The 15435-nt window shown below is 59.9% G+C and carries 19 protein-coding genes and 2 tRNA genes; all 21 read right to left on the bottom strand.

What is annotated here, in order from left to right:
- Positions 1-501: 501 nt before the first annotated feature.
- Positions 502-1227, bottom strand: coding sequence for a hypothetical protein (locus tag ABD301_RS29360; protein WP_279581748.1), 726 nt, complete (start codon positions 1225-1227; stop codon positions 502-504).
- Between the two features lie 53 nt (positions 1228-1280).
- On the bottom strand, positions 1281-1730 hold the full coding sequence (locus tag ABD301_RS29355; protein ID WP_163571040.1) for a hypothetical protein: 450 nt from the start codon (positions 1728-1730) through the stop codon (positions 1281-1283).
- A 3-nt stretch (positions 1731-1733) separates the two neighbouring features.
- The gene (locus tag ABD301_RS29350; protein ID WP_344313561.1) at positions 1734-1970 is read right to left on the bottom strand and encodes a hypothetical protein; all 237 of its coding nucleotides are present in this window, start codon (positions 1968-1970) and stop codon (positions 1734-1736) included.
- 14 nt (positions 1971-1984) lie between these two features.
- A complete protein-coding gene (locus ABD301_RS29345; protein WP_163571042.1) occupies positions 1985-2707 on the bottom strand; it encodes a hypothetical protein in 723 nt (240 codons plus the stop codon).
- 18 nt (positions 2708-2725) lie between these two features.
- A complete protein-coding gene (locus ABD301_RS29340; protein WP_344313560.1) occupies positions 2726-4129 on the bottom strand; it encodes a phage major capsid protein in 1404 nt (467 codons plus the stop codon).
- Positions 4130-4266: 137 nt separating this feature from the next.
- Positions 4267-4995, bottom strand: coding sequence for an HK97 family phage prohead protease (locus ABD301_RS29335; RefSeq protein WP_344313559.1), 729 nt, complete (start codon positions 4993-4995; stop codon positions 4267-4269).
- 24 nt (positions 4996-5019) lie between these two features.
- Positions 5020-6270, bottom strand: coding sequence for a phage portal protein (locus tag ABD301_RS29330; protein WP_344313558.1), 1251 nt, complete (start codon positions 6268-6270; stop codon positions 5020-5022).
- A 36-nt stretch (positions 6271-6306) separates the two neighbouring features.
- Positions 6307-7722, bottom strand: coding sequence for a hypothetical protein (locus tag ABD301_RS29325; protein ID WP_344313557.1), 1416 nt, complete (start codon positions 7720-7722; stop codon positions 6307-6309).
- Between the two features lie 708 nt (positions 7723-8430).
- Positions 8431-9159 (bottom strand): hypothetical protein, encoded by a 729-nt coding sequence (locus ABD301_RS29320; RefSeq protein ID WP_344313556.1) that lies wholly within the window; start codon positions 9157-9159, stop codon positions 8431-8433.
- On the bottom strand, positions 9159-9308 hold the full coding sequence (locus tag ABD301_RS29315; protein ID WP_163571055.1) for a hypothetical protein: 150 nt from the start codon (positions 9306-9308) through the stop codon (positions 9159-9161). Before ABD301_RS29315 ends, ABD301_RS29320 begins: the two co-directional genes overlap by 1 nt.
- 309 nt (positions 9309-9617) lie before the next feature.
- A tRNA-Met gene (locus ABD301_RS29310) sits at positions 9618-9691 on the bottom strand.
- Between the two features lie 131 nt (positions 9692-9822).
- Positions 9823-9894: transfer RNA gene (locus ABD301_RS29305), tRNA-Trp, on the bottom strand.
- 210 nt (positions 9895-10104) lie between these two features.
- The gene (locus ABD301_RS29300; RefSeq protein WP_163571057.1) at positions 10105-10815 is read right to left on the bottom strand and encodes a hypothetical protein; all 711 of its coding nucleotides are present in this window, start codon (positions 10813-10815) and stop codon (positions 10105-10107) included.
- Positions 10808-10972, bottom strand: a complete 165-nt coding sequence (locus tag ABD301_RS29295) for a hypothetical protein (protein WP_344313555.1) — start codon at positions 10970-10972, stop codon at positions 10808-10810. Before ABD301_RS29295 ends, ABD301_RS29300 begins: the two co-directional genes overlap by 8 nt.
- Positions 10969-11364 (bottom strand): hypothetical protein, encoded by a 396-nt coding sequence (locus tag ABD301_RS29290; protein WP_344313554.1) that lies wholly within the window; start codon positions 11362-11364, stop codon positions 10969-10971. Before ABD301_RS29290 ends, ABD301_RS29295 begins: the two co-directional genes overlap by 4 nt.
- A 282-nt stretch (positions 11365-11646) precedes the next feature.
- Positions 11647-12123, bottom strand: a complete 477-nt coding sequence (locus tag ABD301_RS29285; protein WP_163571061.1) for a hypothetical protein — start codon at positions 12121-12123, stop codon at positions 11647-11649.
- Positions 12124-12928: 805 nt separating this feature from the next.
- Entirely contained in the window at positions 12929-13090 is a 162-nt protein-coding gene (locus tag ABD301_RS29280; protein ID WP_163571063.1) for a hypothetical protein, read from the bottom strand.
- The gene (locus ABD301_RS29275; RefSeq protein ID WP_344313553.1) at positions 13087-13440 is read right to left on the bottom strand and encodes a DUF6221 family protein; all 354 of its coding nucleotides are present in this window, start codon (positions 13438-13440) and stop codon (positions 13087-13089) included. Before ABD301_RS29275 ends, ABD301_RS29280 begins: the two co-directional genes overlap by 4 nt.
- Entirely contained in the window at positions 13440-14702 is a 1263-nt protein-coding gene (locus ABD301_RS29270; protein WP_344313552.1) for a DNA cytosine methyltransferase, read from the bottom strand. Before ABD301_RS29270 ends, ABD301_RS29275 begins: the two co-directional genes overlap by 1 nt.
- Before the next feature lie 22 nt (positions 14703-14724).
- A complete protein-coding gene (locus ABD301_RS29265) occupies positions 14725-14928 on the bottom strand; it encodes a hypothetical protein (protein ID WP_163571068.1) in 204 nt (67 codons plus the stop codon).
- Positions 14925-15230 carry a hypothetical protein gene (locus tag ABD301_RS29260; RefSeq protein ID WP_279581752.1) on the bottom strand — a complete coding sequence of 102 codons (306 nt, stop codon included), beginning with the start codon at positions 15228-15230 and terminating at the stop codon, positions 14925-14927. The genes ABD301_RS29265 and ABD301_RS29260 overlap by 4 nt, the downstream gene beginning before the upstream one ends.
- Positions 15231-15435: the final 205 nt, after the last annotated feature.

The following is a 15435-nucleotide window of genomic DNA, read 5'->3' as shown; positions in this document are numbered from 1 at the left end:
GAGCGGCGAGCGAGGCTGCAGCAACTACGCCGGTGACCGCTACGGCGGCTGAAACAGCGCCTACGGGCGCTGAATAGGTACCCGCGGCCGTCACGCCAGCCGCTGCGCCGGAACCCGTTGCGGTGCCTGCGGGGGCGGCTGATGTGGTGTTAGCGCTTACCCCGGCGATAACTGCCGCAGCGGTAGGCGCTCCCACAGGGGCGGTCAGCGCGATGTTCTTGACGAGTCCAGCAACTGTCGCCGCGGCGGAGACGGCAGGAGTCGGCGAGGCCGTTGAAATAGCGGCTACAATTCCGCTTACCGTCCCGGCTCCGGATACCGTTCCAGCGGGAGCAGCTACGGCAATGTTCGCGCGCACGCCGACAACCGATGCGGCGGCAGTAATCGTGCCTGCCGGAGCGGCGGTCGCGGTGTTAGCCACGACGCCGGCGACTATTCCCGGATTAGTGATGATCAGGGACGGGATTAGATTAGGTAGCGTAGGCATCTACAGCGGCCGCCCTACGTGTAGTACTTTAGGACACCCGAAATGGAGGCCGTAGCCGTCACGGCGGCAGTGCTTGTCACGCTCTTGATCAGCAAGGTTTGCGCGCCGGTCGACGGCGACGCCAGAAAGCAAACTTTGGTGGTGCCGTATGTGCTTCCGTCTGGCAGACTCACCCAGCGCAGGCCGTCGCCCGACATTACCGTCCCGCCAAGCGAGATATTGAATGCGGTTCGCTGGTTTGTCCCTGTGTACGTCAGCTCAAACACGGCCTCGGCGAGTTGACATGCCGCAGGTACCGTCGCTGAAAACGACACTACCGTGGTCGCCGTGGCGCCCGTGACTACCGAAGCAGATCCGGAGAACGCCTGAAACGTGACCAGGTTGGACAACGTGTTGTTGTTACCGTTTACAGTCTTGTTAGTCAAGGTCTGGCTATCAGACGTGCCGACAATCGACCCCGACAATCCGTGGACAACCCCGGTCGCATTTACATGCGTGTTGGCTTCGGTATAGTCACGAGCAGTGACCTCGTGCAGCACCTGCACGCCGTTGCTATGAGCGACGCCTGTTGAGCCGTCTGCCCCGCGGGTCACGTTGAAGTTGTTACCTGAAACCAGCGAAGTTACGTCCACTACTTCCTGGTTGGTCAAGCTACCCGGCTCGATCACAGCCACAAACGGGAATGACGTAGGCCAGCCGGTTTTAGAAGTCAAGTTCATCGTAGCCACGACGTTCGTCATAGACGACGCGAGTGTTGTGGCGGCCGCCGCGTTTACGTAATTCCGCGTCGTCATTAGCTACCCGTCAGCGTCAGCAATCCGCTGCCGGAAATCGTCAGAGTAAATGAGGCACCCGTGCTGGAAACCGTGCCGCCGAAGTCCCAATAGCAGATCACCGGGTTAGTGCCCGCGCTACCTGGGGTGCTGTCGTAGAACAGCGCATACGCTGCGGCAATAGTGCTCGTGGTCCACACCGGGTTTGCGCAGGTCAACGTATATACGTGTCCGGAGACCGAACCCGAAATACTGGTCAGGGCTAATCCGCCAGCCGTGTAGCCTGTACCCGACGTTTCCACGCCGACGCCAGCGGTTACTACGTCCGAATAGAACTGAGCCGTGTCCTGGCTCGTGGTGACAGTGTATGAGGACAGCAACGCGACTTTCAGTGCGTCGGTCTCCAGGTTGACGAGCTTTTTCGACATCGACGTGCCGAGTTTGGTGTAGGTATGTGCAACAACTGACATGAGTTACTTTCTCGCCGCACGGCGGGGCTGGGGGCCGGAAACGGCCGCAGTTTCTGGAAGCGGCGCAGCAACAGCCGCCTCGACAGAGACCGGCGTTTCGCCGCCATGCACGTCGTGGCCGTAATAGTCGCGCAACACCGCGGCTACAGCTTCGGCGCCTTCTCGTCGACCAGCCGCAGCAAGCGCCTTGAACTCGGCCAAATATGCAGCGATAAAGTCCGCCCGTACATCACGTAGCATCGGTAAACGTTTCCTCACGTAAGGGCTTCGACATGTTCGAGATCGGGCAGCAACGAGTAATAGTCGCGCTTTAGTCGTTTCCGACTTTGTGTGCGTTGGTGGGTGCGATGCTCCATACGCAAATCCGTGAAGTCGGCCGCTGGTTCGAGATGCTGCAGGGACTGATTACCCCGCATCACAGCCTTGTGGCCATTCAACGTCGCGGTGTACACGTAATGCGCTTGCTCTACGCCTAGGTCAGGCAGAGCTCGGAACAGACGTCGATCGGCGTTTAGATAGTCGCCGCGGGTGTCCACCAACTCAGCAACGGCTGCTTGGGATTCTCGCTCCCACAGCATCAACTCAGCGACATTGTCGCTGGTTTCCGCGAGCCGGCGTCGCGTATCGCTGGGGATCGAGGTAAGAACCTCGTCTGCATCAATTACGAGATACCAGTCGTCTGGATCGGCGAAGGTTGCGGCGAGACGGAACATAAAGTCTCGCTTACCTACTTCACCGGACCACCACGGAAGGCGCGGGGCATGGATAGTGCATCCAATACCCGCGCCCGCCGCGGTGCGATTGATGATCTCGGCTTGCTCTGTGCCACTCGCCGGCTTAGCCAGCGCTCCCGGAAATTCAGCGTACGCGCCGTCCACCGCGACCAAATGATCACAGAGTCGGGCGGCGCTGGCTACGCATTCTGCGAGCCACGCTGGATCTTCTTCGTACCAACAAAGTAAGCCGATGATCTTCATCGAGGCCTTTCGGCTAGATTAGGCGCCTGAACCGTCGAACACCGGAGCCGCCAGAGCGGAGCCGCCGATTTCAACGACCGACTGCGGGTACCGCGCGGCCGAGAACGCCATGTAGCCGTAGATCTGCAGCCGAACCGACAGGTTGGTTGACGCCGCGTCCAGCAGAACGCGGGTGCGGATCGGCGACTCCCACAGCAGAAGGTCGGTAGAGCGCAGAACGTGAATAACGTCCTCGTTGGTACCGGCGCCCAGCGTGGTCGGCAGGCTTGGGTCAGTCACGACCGGCAGGCCCTGCAGCGAACCGACAATTTCCTGAGAGGTAACGCTGCCAAACTCGGCGAGCGAGTTCTGCGGGTTGCCCGAGTTCGGCACAACCAGCGGGCGGCCGCTCGTGTCGAACGCGGCCAGGAACCAAGCCCAACGCCGCGGGTGCATCACGATGACCTGCGGAGGCAGGAACCGGGAAGTCTGCACGCGCTGGATGCCGTCAGCCACCTTCGCGTACACGAGCTTGACGTTCGAGGCGCCTGAGGTTGCGACGATCGTAGTGATTCCGGAAGTCGCGCGAACGCCAGTGACCTGACCAGACGAGCCCGAGCCGGAAATGACCTGCAGATCCAGCTTGGTGGCGTAATCCGCAGTCATGTCGCGGAAAATGACCTGGTCGAAGTTGATCGGGCTCTGGTCTAGCAGCTGAATGGCGACATCCTGTTGGCCGGCGATAGTGCGAACCGGAGCCGAAACAGACGTGTCGGTGAGATCCACGGAACTAACAGCCGCGTTGTCTGCGGTCTGAGCCGCAACGGCGGTGCCGGTGTTGACCTTCGGGATGTTGATCGAGTCAGTACCCGGCGGCAGCGCCTGCGACGTGACAACGTTCGCGTACGCCCGGCCCGCACGAGCCAGCTCGATGAACTGGCTCATCAGCCAGACCGGAGGGACGAAGTATCCGCCGGTACCGTCAGTACGGTTCAGCGCGCGGTACTCAGGGCTGGTGGCAACGTCAACGGCGTGGCGCTGGAGGCGCTGCATCGACCGGCCGTCGTCCATGTTGGCCTGCACCCGCACGAGGTCCTGTAGGTAGCTGTTGCCGTTGTTCTTCTCGTAGACGCGAGCCTCGTTGGTGACAGATGCGCTAGCCTTGGCCTGACGCACCTTGATGGCGCCTTCAGTGAGCTGCTTGTCTCGCTCCAGCTCGTCGGCCATTTCGGTGATTCGCTCATCATACGAACGAATCTCGGCGTCTTTCAGCTTAATGCTGGCCGCCAGAGCGCGGAATTCCGCCTCTTCCTCGGCAGACAGATCCTCGCGGGCCTCTTCGCCGGCAACGTCCACGATCGCCTTGCGCTGCGCAAGCAGCGTTTCGCGCTCGGTGTGGGCGGTTTCGCGGCGAGCAATGAGCCGCTTGAGTCGCTCGTCCATTGACGAGCCTCCAATACATCGGGTGGGTTTATGGGTTGCGGCTAGTGCCAAGCCGGCTTGTAAAGCTCGCCCACCCAGTGCCAGGGTTCGACGTTTGTTTTCTTGTCGACGATCAGTGCCAGATCGTTTAGCGGGATCTAGTCGGCGATCTCTTCGAGTAACGCCCTAGCTTCAGCGAGCGACATCGATTTACGTTGCGCTGCTGGCGGTGGCGTGAGAGATACAGAAAGACCCGCAAGTTTTTCGCGTACAGCCACCAAAAGGGCAGGATTCGACGAGCGGAGCTCGGCTAGTGCCTCATCTGGTTCGACGTCTGCGAGGAAGGCGAGCGCCTGGTCCAGGCTACGAACTTGCGCGGAAGTCGCAGGGTTGGCGCCGAAGTTAACCACCGACACATCGCCTTTGTGAAGGGATACCTCGGTAAGTTTGCGCTCGGTCTCGTCGTCGTTCCACTCGTCACGTTTGACTCGAAACCCGAAACTCATCTCGTCCATGTCCCCGCGCTGCATTTTGGTCTGCAGGCGCTGAACGTCAGGATCGTTGCGGTCTAGATTCGCTTCCACGTGAAGCCCATGAGCGTCGGTAGACAACTGCAGAGTGCCTGATTTGGTCCGGGCGAGTGGCATACCCTCGTGGTTAATGAGAAGATGAAGGTCCGGCTTTTGAGCCAGCGTTGTCTTGAACGCGTCCGGATCAACCGACTCAGTCCAACCGAAAGGTGGACCGCCATAAACGTCGTATCCGTTACCGAACACCGACGCGTAGCCGGTCAGCGTCAGATTCCCAGAGTCAGTGCTGCGAAATTCCAGAGCCGCGGCGACGCTTCGACGTTCGGGAGAATCGATCAGAGTGCGACGATCAACCATTGATTTACTCCGTTCACAAGCCGCCTACGTTCCGGGCTCGTCTGTGTCCGGCTCGTTTGCGTTCGGGTCCGGAGTCTGTGATGCAGGGGTGACGGCCGCCTCAGCCAAGGGCAGCGGAGTGTAATCTTGACCGCCACCGCCCGGGATCGGTGCCCAGTCTTCTAGAGCACGCTGTTCGTCCAGGTTCTGCAGTCCGATATTGCGGGCGATCTGGTAATTAGCAAATCGGGTTGCCGAGTCCGGCCGGCTCAGTGCGTCAACGTTGAATTTCACGTATTGACCGCGGGGCAACAGCTTGGATAAGGCTTCTTCGAGCGGAGCCAGCCACGGCATGATAGTGAATCGAAGAAATTTCAGGTCGTGCTGTTCTTCGTTGGCGTATTTGATCGTGCCGGCGCTGCCAGTATCTCCACCCACGTCTTTCGGATCGACGCCGTATACGCTAGCGATTTGCGTAGCCGTCAGCTGCATCGTTTGAATGAACTGAGCTTCTTGAGGTTTGACGGATACGGGGTTATACGTCCAGTCTTTGCCGTACACGATCGGCTCGTGGCTTCGGATTGCTTGAACCAAGCGGCCCTTGATTACGTTGGCGTCCGTCTGGCTGACTTCCATCTCCGAGTTAGTGAAAGTGCCAGTAGGCACGCCACCAGACTTGAACCAGTCATACGAGTACTGTTGCGCGGCCAAGCCTGTAGCTACCGACGTGGCGAACGCGGCCATCGGCGACATCCCCCACACGCGATACGGCATCGGGAACCACGGAATGTGGACTATGTCCGCCGTCGGGATCTCAACTCCGCGCCAATACCAAATTGGGTCGCTAAACGAGCCACGGCCGATTAACTGACTAAGCACGTCTTCGACGAACACATCGTCAGGGTTTAGCCACTCGATGTGTGTCGGATACTCGAGATTGTCTCGCTCGATGATTATGCCCACGGCGTTGCCGCGGTAGATCATCGACGTGATCATTCGGAAAAGCCAGTCCCGAAGACCGCCGGTAGTGGACGGGCTAGTCAGCAGGCTGCCGTTAGTTAGCGGAACGCGGGAGCCGTCAGCGGTTTTCCGATAAGTCTGCAGCGGCAACATACAGATGGTGGACGCGATGATACGTCCGGCCGCGAACACCGGAGCTAGGCGCATCGCTGTTTCAGGCTGCATTGCCAGCTCGCCACCGACGGCGGACGTGCCAGGCGGCGGAACAGAGCTGGATTCAAACATCCGCTTTTCGGAGACATCCGCAGATGCCTGACGGCGGAAGGGATTACGCATGTATGTGCGCCTCACTTAGCATTCGAGATCCTTCCGTTACCAGATCGATCCCAGAACGTCATACGACGGCGAGGACGCCAAACCAAAAGCTGCGAGAGTGACTGCTACGAGCGGACTGATATCGGTGTTGCCTTTACGCTGCCATGCCCAGGCGTCTTGCAGAGGCCGTTTAGACGCGGCGGCTACAGCGTCGTTTAGTTCCGGTTGCCCGATGTGCCACAGCTCGCCGTTTCGGATAGCGTCGTATAGCGAACCGCATGCCTGGGCCATTTCGCGAGCCGACGTAGTCACCACCGGAATGCCTGCCGCGGTCAGCTCTACAATCAGCGAGGCAGCGGGGCCGGCGGAGTCGATAACGACAGCCTTAGGTCGACACGCTGTGACCAGTTGTTTGATGCTTTCCACGACCCACCCGGTTCCCGGCCGGCGGTCTACAAGCTCGACGTGCACGCCACCGGCAGTGCGCCGTCCGGCTGACCCGATCGATGCGCATTGACGATCTGGGGGCACGTCAAGAGCCAGTACCACGGGATTTTCGGCCTCAGAGGTCGGATCTAATTGGTCGCGCCACAGCTTGGCATCGATCACCGAGCCGGTAGAGTTTCGCGGCCAGACAGAAAGGCGTTCGCGGGCGAAATCCGCGTCGCTCAACGCTTCGCGTTCTTTTTCGATGAACTCGACGGAGATCCTGTATCCCAAGGCGGGGTTAGCCACCGCCCAGGCTTCGCGATCATCCAAGTCGGACCACTCTTCACCCGGCGACCATTCCAGCCAGGCGAGAGATTTACTCAGGCCGGCTCGACCGCGGTCCCGCACTGACGTGAAGTGCTCTGCGTCGTTTTCCGGTGCGGGTACTGTTCCGGTGTAGATGATCTGTGGGTTAGGTCGAGCAGACAGTGTAGGGAGCAGCGCGGCCATTGCGGCCAACGGCAGCTCTTGCGCCTCGTCCAAAATCATGGTGTCGCCAGAGAAGCCGCGGCCCGACGAACGGGATCGCGCCATGAATCGGAGACGTGTGCCGTCGCGAAGCTCGATGCCTTCTTCGCCGTGTGCGGTTCTGATCATGTGCACGCGCCGGCGTAACGCGTCGGTGTTGTCGATCAGCGCCTTGATTCTAAGAAACGCTTCCTGAGCGGTCTTGAACTCGTGCGCAGAGTGTACAATGAGTTTATCGCCGAACAGAAACAACCCAGCTAGCTCACGAGCTTCGATAATCGCACCCTTGCCGTTCTGGCGAGCGACTAGAATTCCGACTTCGAAGGCTGACCATTTACCGCCCGGCTTCTCGCCCAGCGTGTCGTCCAGCGCGAGGCGCTGCCACGGATCCAGAAACAGGCCAGCAGAAGCGGCTAATTCAACCGCTTCGAGGCCGGCAGATGAGACGTATTCAGGTACATTACGAACCCGCGGCCTTTGCAAGGCGAGCTGCTCGCCGGACTGCGATATCGTCAACGCCGTCTCCCTTGGCCGTTGTAGCGTTGGCTAAGAGATCGGCCATGTAGTTGCGAAGTTCGCGAGCGACGGCAGCGGTTTCCGAGCCCTTGTCGTAGCCCGCATCTAGTCCACGAGCCAGCGTCAACGCGGCTTGGGCTAGGGCGGAGTTCTGCTCGTCCTCAGAAAGCCTTTGGAGGTCGTGCAACACGGCATCTTCAACCTTCACGCCTTGCCGACCCTTCACGATGTCCTATTTGTACCGCTCAAGCCGGGCCGACAAATCGGACATGTCGGTCAATTCGGTCTCCAGGCACGTGGGGAGAGAAGGCAAAACAGGTGCCGGTCATGCGGTAGGTTTTGTAAAAAAATCTTGGCTTGGTCTTCCGTCACGTTTGTCGATACCAGTCGCGCGAACGCGGCGAGTTTTCGACGACGACCTTTGTGTTCAAGGCTTCGGCGCGCGCGTGTCCGCCTTGTCGAGCGGTTCGGATGGCGTGGCAACGTGCGCACAGCGACCGCAGCATCGCGGGGTCATACCGTTGGGTGTCGTAGTCCGTGCCGTCGATGTGGTCGACAGTGTTCGCCTCTACCCCACACCACACACACCACGGATTCGCCTTCAGGTGGGTCGCCCGCACCTTGCGCCATCGTGACGTGGAACCGTTCGCCCACGAGGCAGGCTTGTGCGTCCACTTCTTGTACACAGTCGGCCTTTAGTGTGCGTAGTTATACGTGCCTCAGTACTTCGCCCTTGAGTGCCGCGAGCGACGCGCTGTCTGCACGGACGTCGAATTTGCTGCCCGCATCCGTCCAGTAGTTAGCGAACTGTGCGGGCTGCCATCGGTCCAACCACACGCACATATCCGTGATCCACTGAGCCCGCCGCGGATCGGCGATGGCGCCAAACTCAGGCAGCGCGACAGCGCTAATGCCGGCTGACAGCGCCCAACTGAAGGCCGACGCGCACAACGCCTCTGGACTGAGCCACTGAGACGGCACGTCCTGATACACGTCTAGCCCGAACACGTCAGGCAGCGTGTCGGGCAGGTACCGCTTAGGGTCTTCGATAGCCCAGCGCCATGGTCCGTTGGTTAGACACAACATGGTCGTGACACTGTGGCTTTGCGCGTGCTCTATCCAGTGGCTGAATGCAGCGAACCACGCAGCATACGTGATGGTTCCTGCTCGGATAAGTGAGTCCGGCTCGTGCCAAATCGTCACGACCGAGCCTGCAGGCAGCACGCTGTATAGCTTCGCCCAGGCCGCGTCTAGTCGTCCGGCGGCTTGATCAGCGAGATTCGGTTTGGCGCTCAGCACGATACGGCCTGCAGTGCCCCGCGGAACCGAGTTGGGCACGGCGCTGGCGTAGACCCGTGAGAGCTGCAACGGAACGGCAAGCTCTGCGGCTAGCTGTTGGCCGGTCTGCTGCGCATAGGCGCTAGCTGAGACGATCATCAGATCTGCGGGGCGTGCGCGTAGCAAACGAGCTCGACGATTTCAGTTCCATCCGAAGTCAGACCCCAGAGGCGCTCAGCGACCGCGATATTGCCGTCATGCTCGACGCAATAGGCGGTGGTGGTGTCTTCGTCTTCGTCGTCTGACACAGGTTCTCCGAATGCTGCTATGGTAGAACGGCATCCCGTCACCCGGGGGACAGTTGGCAAACCGATCTGGGTGGCGGGATGTTTTACGTCAGAGGGGGCAACGGCATATCGCAGCCTGAACGACGCTCCCACGCCGGCCCCTTGTCCTACGTATGCTCGCGGCGAGGATGGGAGTCCTCATTGCTCGTCCAGATACGCAGGCTAGTCAAATCAGAGGTCGGCCCGCAGACAGGATCTGTTTCGCCCTCGCGGTACCGACTTGTCCAGGCGCATCTAGCGGAACCTACCCGCTGGGCATTTCCTGACTCGTAGCGCGTGCTGGATTTGAACCAGCGACTATCGGGATATGAGCCCGCCCCGCTACCAGACTGCGGCAACGCGCTATGTTTACGAACCTGTCCCGGATTCGAACCGGGTTATTGGTCGGCACCTTCCCGCTAACTACCCGCGGTCGAACCAAGCAGCCAAAACCTTATTTTCTTGGGCGGCAGTCCATCTGCCGTACAGGTCCAAGCATCCAGAGCAGGAATCGAACCCGCATAAACGGTTTTGGAGACCGTTGCTCTACCATTGAGCTATCCGGAACTGTCACGATAGTAGCGTTAGAGCCTACGTATATGACACTGGTCGATAAATAGACCCCGCGCTCAAGCAACGGGAGAGGACGAAGCGAGCGCGGGGTCATAACCGGCCGGGAATTTGAACCATTCAACCGGCGGGCTAGATTCGGGTGGCGCGCGCGTAGACTCACATTAATCGGTGCGCAGTACTTGACGGCACGTTCCCCTATATATTACTACCTGTCAATTAGTTCATTATCGAGGGATTCCGCATAGAAATATAGAGACCATTCTCTAAGTGACTCTAGCGCCGAGTCCTTAAGACGGCGGAACTCCCATTCGGATATGCCCATTCGCGGCCCTCCCAGCTTCTCGCTGGTTTTTCGCCCCGTCTCCATGCCCGACCAGATGCGGACCGCACGAAATTCGTCAGATGCGAGTACCCCAGCACTGAGAGCTTGTTGAAGTGCTTCTTCCATGCGGGCGTTGTCTGAATCAGCGGAGCCGAACACCGGACGGCCGATCTCCGTATGATCAGATCCGGCTTGCCGAGTCGCTAGATCGGCGGCGACCCTGGTCCGCTCACTTTGCCTGTCGGTTCTGAATACGTTCGAATCACCCGCGCCCTTGGTCCGATGGTTTGCGATCAAATAGGCAGCGAGCCGCCGATAGTGGATGTTGAATCCACCAATGAGCCGGCCGAGTTCAAGGGTGGTCTCGTCAGCTATAGCCTCCCAAACGGCCAGCAACCCGCACGCGTAGAAGTCGTCCAGAAGTTCTGGTAGTTTCCGGGCCGACAGATACGCGCGCTGCCAAGCGATCGGCTCCAATGCGCTTACGAGCTCCGATACGGCCTTGTCGTCTCGCGCGGCTGCTGCCTGCAGCAGTTTGGGTGTCTCTTCTGGCGTTAGGTCGATTCTGCGGTTCACGCGGATGCGCTCAGTCATTGCGGGTACGCGCTTCTAGTTTCTGGTCAAGCAACGAGTCCACTTCTAGCATGATTTCCGTTGCCCTTTCTATGTTCATGTCGGCGATGGCTTTCGCGCGTCGCTGCAGTGCGCGACGTATCAGCCAGTCAATCGGCTTCCGCATGTCCGCAGTCATCGCTCCCTGAGTTTCCGGAGCTCCACGAGCTCGAACGCGAGTTTGCGGAACATGCGCAGTGTCATCACGACGTAGGCGTCGGCGACTGGCTTGCGAGCGCGTTTGACGACCGCGACGCCGTAATCAGTGCCGGCAACCGCGGCTTGTTTCTCGGCGCCTTCTACGCCTTCACGTACGCCGTCTGTGACGTTGCGATAGTTCTTGGCCTGCAGGGTGAAATCACCCGGACCGATATCCACGTCGCCGTCGTCCAGGTAGCCGTGCTGGATTTTTCGGGCGGCCCGTAGTCCGCCGTCCTGTAGAAATCGCACTATAGCGGTCTCGAACGCTGTGCCTTTTGCCTTGTTAGCGCTGCTCATTTCGGCCGCCGTTTCGCACCCGTACGCGCCCACTTGCGAAGGCTAGCCACCGTGGTCGTTAGTGCGTCGCGCATTTCCTCGAGGTCGGGATGCCGAATCGTTACGGCCTGTGTGTCGATGACCCATCGTTTGTCTTGGTAGGTTCCGCCGCGGAACCCCCGGATCGTTCCAATTATCTCCCAGTGGCCGGTCATCGGCTCAAGTTCGAGCTCGCCTTCTGGGTGTCTATTCAGAAAGGCCAGTGCCGTCTCGGCTCGCGACAACACCGTGCGGACTTCTGTCAGCTCGTTGGAAGTCAGCCGGCCGATTTCGTAGTCAGGTGGCATCCCCATTCGATTCTCGGCCGCCCTTGAGGGACTCGGACCACAGTGGGCGGGACTGCGGGTTGAAATGCGCAGGTGGCGCAGACTTGAAATAGCGAATCTTGTTGTGCCGCGGCACGAGCGTGCGGATAGCTTCGATTTCCGCGACGTGAGCCGATCCGTAGTTGGCGTGCTTGAACATGCGCACGTCATAATGCCGCGGCCACCAGTCCTTTTGCACGTGTTCGGCAAGGCGCGCGAATGGCGAGCGAATGGAACTGCCGACATACAGTAGGTCGCCGTTGTTGGCGTCCATGATGTGGTAGGTGAAGCCGATATCGGGGTCGGTGTCATCCCACCAGGCCGTTCGACGTGTCGCGGGCCTACGACGTACTATCTTGTATCGGCCGTGCAGCCACTTCGCCAGTCCGACAACCGCGATGATCGCGAGACCCGCGGCGAATGGCCACGCGACCCGGATCAGTATCACAGATCGGCCATATGACACAGCGCCAGCCATACACGCTTTCGCAGCCGCATTCGTGGCTGTTGGTTCGGCGCCGTGCGCACGAAGGCCAGCACATCTCTTCGACAGCCCTCACACAGATCGATACTGACAGTTGTGGCCAGCGAGTCATAACGAGACGCATATACGTGTGTGAACGTGTTGTCCCGTTTTCCCGTGTGCTTGCAGCGATTGCACATCAGCATCTCAGCCATTTTCGGTCCCTTCAGTTGCACAGCACCCATCGCAGCCGTGTACGCCCTGCCAGCTGCGGCCGGCCGATACGTGGAATGCCATTCGCCCTGCGGTGCTCGGCAGTCGATACACAGGAACTCGCCGCCTGATTCAATGACTGCCGGTCCACGGTGCGTACATTCGCTCACGCTGACCACACCTCAACCTCGGCCGCTGGCATGATCTCTGTAACTCGACTGGCGGCGATACCGCTTGCAGGGTAGTGCACTACAAACGTCCGGCGGCCGATATACACCGTGGTGTTGATGTTCACGTACCCCGAAGCCATCAAACCGTTATTCCGTTCAGTGTACAGATAGTCCGCAACTCGTATCGCTAGCTGCACGCGATCAGCCGTGTCGTCTACTGGAGTAGGTTGCTTCACGGCCGATTCCGTTTCCGTGACTGCTTCGCGACGGCGCTTTTGGCCCGGCGACGAAGCTTGACGTGATGCGGCACTGTGCCTCTATACATGATCTTGAACTGCAGGGCACGTAGGACCGCGAGCTGCTCAACTCGTGGTGTGTTCATGCGCTCTCCGTGCCTTGGGTTGTCGTCATTCCTCTACCTCCACTTGCAGCCGATGCGGCGGCACTAACGACGCGCTGGCCAAGAATTTGATCGCCGCGGCCCGGTTCTGGAACACGCCCACCGTCAGCCGGTCGCCGGTTTCGGTGTTTACGCGGACCACCTTGAATGGGTATTTCGTGTCGGTCATCGGCGCCATTTCGGGTCGTAGTCGGGATGAGCCGAATCGATAGCGGCCAGATACGAAACAGCGTCACGCCACGCCTCGAACAATGCGGAGTCAGATTCGTCAGCGTATCCGCACGCGTCCACGATGGCGCGCTTAGCCGCGACGTCACGCAGGACGTAAGCGGGATCGTTCGCGGCAATGTGCGTGTCGTCACGCGGGGCTACCGGCTGTTCGACTACCTGCTCCCAGGTCGCGTTTTCTTCGTAGTCCGCGATGACGCCGTCGCAGACAACCCAGGGCCCTGGTGTTGCGCGTTCAGCTATCTGGGCACGCTCATCCAGCCGGGCGCGTACGAAATCAACGATGTCCATCAGGCGGACCTTCTTGTCGGGGCTTCGGGCGCGACACCGAAGCGGGTGGCGGGGCCGTGAGTTCGCACGATTACGTTACTGCGGTGAGCGCCGTCGAGTTGCAGCAGCGCAGTCTCCACCGCAGCGCCCAGTGCTCGTGCCATCAGCGGAGGTACTGCGTTGCCGATCTGCTTGAGCATCTGCCATTCGCTGGTCTGGAAGACGAACCCGTCGTGGAATGACTGGAGGCGAGCGGCCTCGCGGACCGTGATCCAGCGCTCAAAGTCCGGATGGACCCACTCCGAAAGGTCTCGGTGCATCTGCGCCAGAATGGTGTAAGCGGGCTTGTCTGGATGCAACCGCCGCCATTTCTCCGGTCGGGCGCCGTTCCAGATCTCCGGCGGCAGCGTATCAGCCTTGGCGCCCGGCGCCAGCAGAGAGATGAGGTTCAGGCGCCTACTCTGGATCTCTTTGGTGTGGTGGTTGTGGAGCTGAGGTTGAGTACCGACTCGTTTTTTCTTGTAGCCGGAGGCATACCAGCGGCCGTCACGGTCGAGTCTCATCTCGTCCACGATGTCATTCTTGCGTCGGAAACCCGGGTAGCGCAGCGGCTCATAGTGAATGGCCGTCGATTCGGGGAGATCGCCAATCGCCTGCCGGACTGTCATCAGCGGTTGGCTTTCGCGGCCCAGCGCAGCTTCGAGGAAAAGCTGAGCATCGATCCCGAGATCCTCACCGTCCCGCACTCCGAAGAATATCGCCCGCTTCCGGAGCTGCGGAACGCCGAAGTCGCTAGCCGCTACGACCGAGACGCCGCAGTTTCCGTATCCCGCCTGTTTGAAAGCGTCAAGGACTTCGCGTTTGAATCGTCCTTTGGCGAGCAGCAGCATATTCGGAACATTTTCCATCAGGAAGACGCGAGGCTGCAGGGTGGTCAGAATACGGACATACTGCAGGTAGAGCTCGTTGCGGGGATCGTCGAGTATCCGGGTGCCGATCTGGCTGTACCCCTGGCACGGAGGGCCGCCGAAGAGCAGATCGATGCGGCCTCTCTGCACTTCCTCGAAGCGGGATGCCTGCTCTGCCCATGCTGCACTGTCGGCAGCGAGGAAGTCATGCACGTCTCCCTCGAAAAGGGGCACCTCGGGAAAATTGTGCCGGTACGTCTGCGCAGCGAAGCGGTCGAGTTCGACCGCACCTTTGACGTCGAACCCGGCAAGCCGGATCCCTTCGCAGAAGCCGCCGCAGCCGGAGAACAAAGACACTGCACGGTAGGCGCTCACGCTGCGGTCCTCTGGGGTGCCATCACGCACGCCAATCCTGCGCATTGATCGTCGGGGCGGACGCGTCCAACAGGGCCATGCCGAGCATGTACGCCTGCTCCTTGGTGCCGATCATGTTGTTTTCGTCCCGTTCGGGGTCAACCGGTTCAGCGTCGATGTGTATTCCGTTGCTCCACGTGTCGACCTCAACCATGAAGTCTCCGAACCGGATTGGGGGATTGCTCACGGTTTCACTCCTATCTCGCGAAGAACAGACAGCCGTTCAGCACACAGCTCATCATCTTTGGCGTGGCGGCACGTGTTGCAGCGAACGACATAGGCCATGCCGCTCCAACGCTCCAAGGGCTTATGCCGGTCCCAGCGCTCCCGCCATGATGACACCAGTGGCCTCGTGACCTTCGTTGCATGCCAAACCAGGTAACCCAGCGGATCGAACTGTGGGGACGGGGACGGACCAGGCGTGGGGCCGAGGTATTTCTCAAATTCGGCTAGCCGCGCCTGTACGCGTTCGTTCAGGTCATCCAGCATTGCTTCGTCTCCTGAACTTCCGCAGCTCCACAACTGGACCGTCGCTCAGGCCACGCAAATATGGCCCCCACTTTGCATACACCCACGGCCGCCTTGGCACGCCTGGGCGTTCGGCGTCTCGTAGGTACGCGGCGAATGTCTGAATAGTAGTCACGTCGTGAAGCGTGATCTTGCCGTCACTGAGTTTTTGACTCAGCTTTGCGTT

Source organism: Fodinicola feengrottensis (assembly GCF_039530045.1).
GTDB lineage: Bacteria > Actinomycetota > Actinomycetes > Mycobacteriales > HKI-0501 > Fodinicola > Fodinicola feengrottensis.
The sequence above is the reverse complement of the archived record's forward strand: the minus strand, read 5'-3'. Positions and strand labels throughout refer to the sequence as shown.

Bases quoted from the DNA above. Each gene is read 5' to 3' on its own strand.
- ABD301_RS29360 (WP_279581748.1), bottom strand. From the start codon at position 1,227: ATGACGAACGTCGTGGCTACGATGAACTTGACTTCTAAAACCGGCTGG.
- ABD301_RS29355 (WP_163571040.1), bottom strand. From the start codon at position 1,730: ATGTCAGTTGTTGCACATACCTACACCAAACTCGGCACGTCGATGTCG.
- ABD301_RS29350 (WP_344313561.1), bottom strand. From the start codon at position 1,970: ATGCTACGTGATGTACGGGCGGACTTTATCGCTGCATATTTGGCCGAG.
- ABD301_RS29345 (WP_163571042.1), bottom strand. From the start codon at position 2,707: ATGAAGATCATCGGCTTACTTTGTTGGTACGAAGAAGATCCAGCGTGG.
- ABD301_RS29340 (WP_344313560.1), bottom strand. From the start codon at position 4,129: ATGGACGAGCGACTCAAGCGGCTCATTGCTCGCCGCGAAACCGCCCAC.
- ABD301_RS29335 (WP_344313559.1), bottom strand. From the start codon at position 4,995: ATGGTTGATCGTCGCACTCTGATCGATTCTCCCGAACGTCGAAGCGTC.
- ABD301_RS29330 (WP_344313558.1), bottom strand. From the start codon at position 6,270: ATGCGTAATCCCTTCCGCCGTCAGGCATCTGCGGATGTCTCCGAAAAG.
- ABD301_RS29320 (WP_344313556.1), bottom strand. From the start codon at position 9,159: ATGATCGTCTCAGCTAGCGCCTATGCGCAGCAGACCGGCCAACAGCTA.
- ABD301_RS29300 (WP_163571057.1), bottom strand. From the start codon at position 10,815: ATGACTGAGCGCATCCGCGTGAACCGCAGAATCGACCTAACGCCAGAA.
- ABD301_RS29295 (WP_344313555.1), bottom strand. From the start codon at position 10,972: ATGACTGCGGACATGCGGAAGCCGATTGACTGGCTGATACGTCGCGCA.
- ABD301_RS29280 (WP_163571063.1), bottom strand. From the start codon at position 13,090: ATGACCGACACGAAATACCCATTCAAGGTGGTCCGCGTAAACACCGAA.
- ABD301_RS29275 (WP_344313553.1), bottom strand. From the start codon at position 13,440: ATGGACATCGTTGATTTCGTACGCGCCCGGCTGGATGAGCGTGCCCAG.
- ABD301_RS29260 (WP_279581752.1), bottom strand. From the start codon at position 15,230: ATGCTGGATGACCTGAACGAACGCGTACAGGCGCGGCTAGCCGAATTT.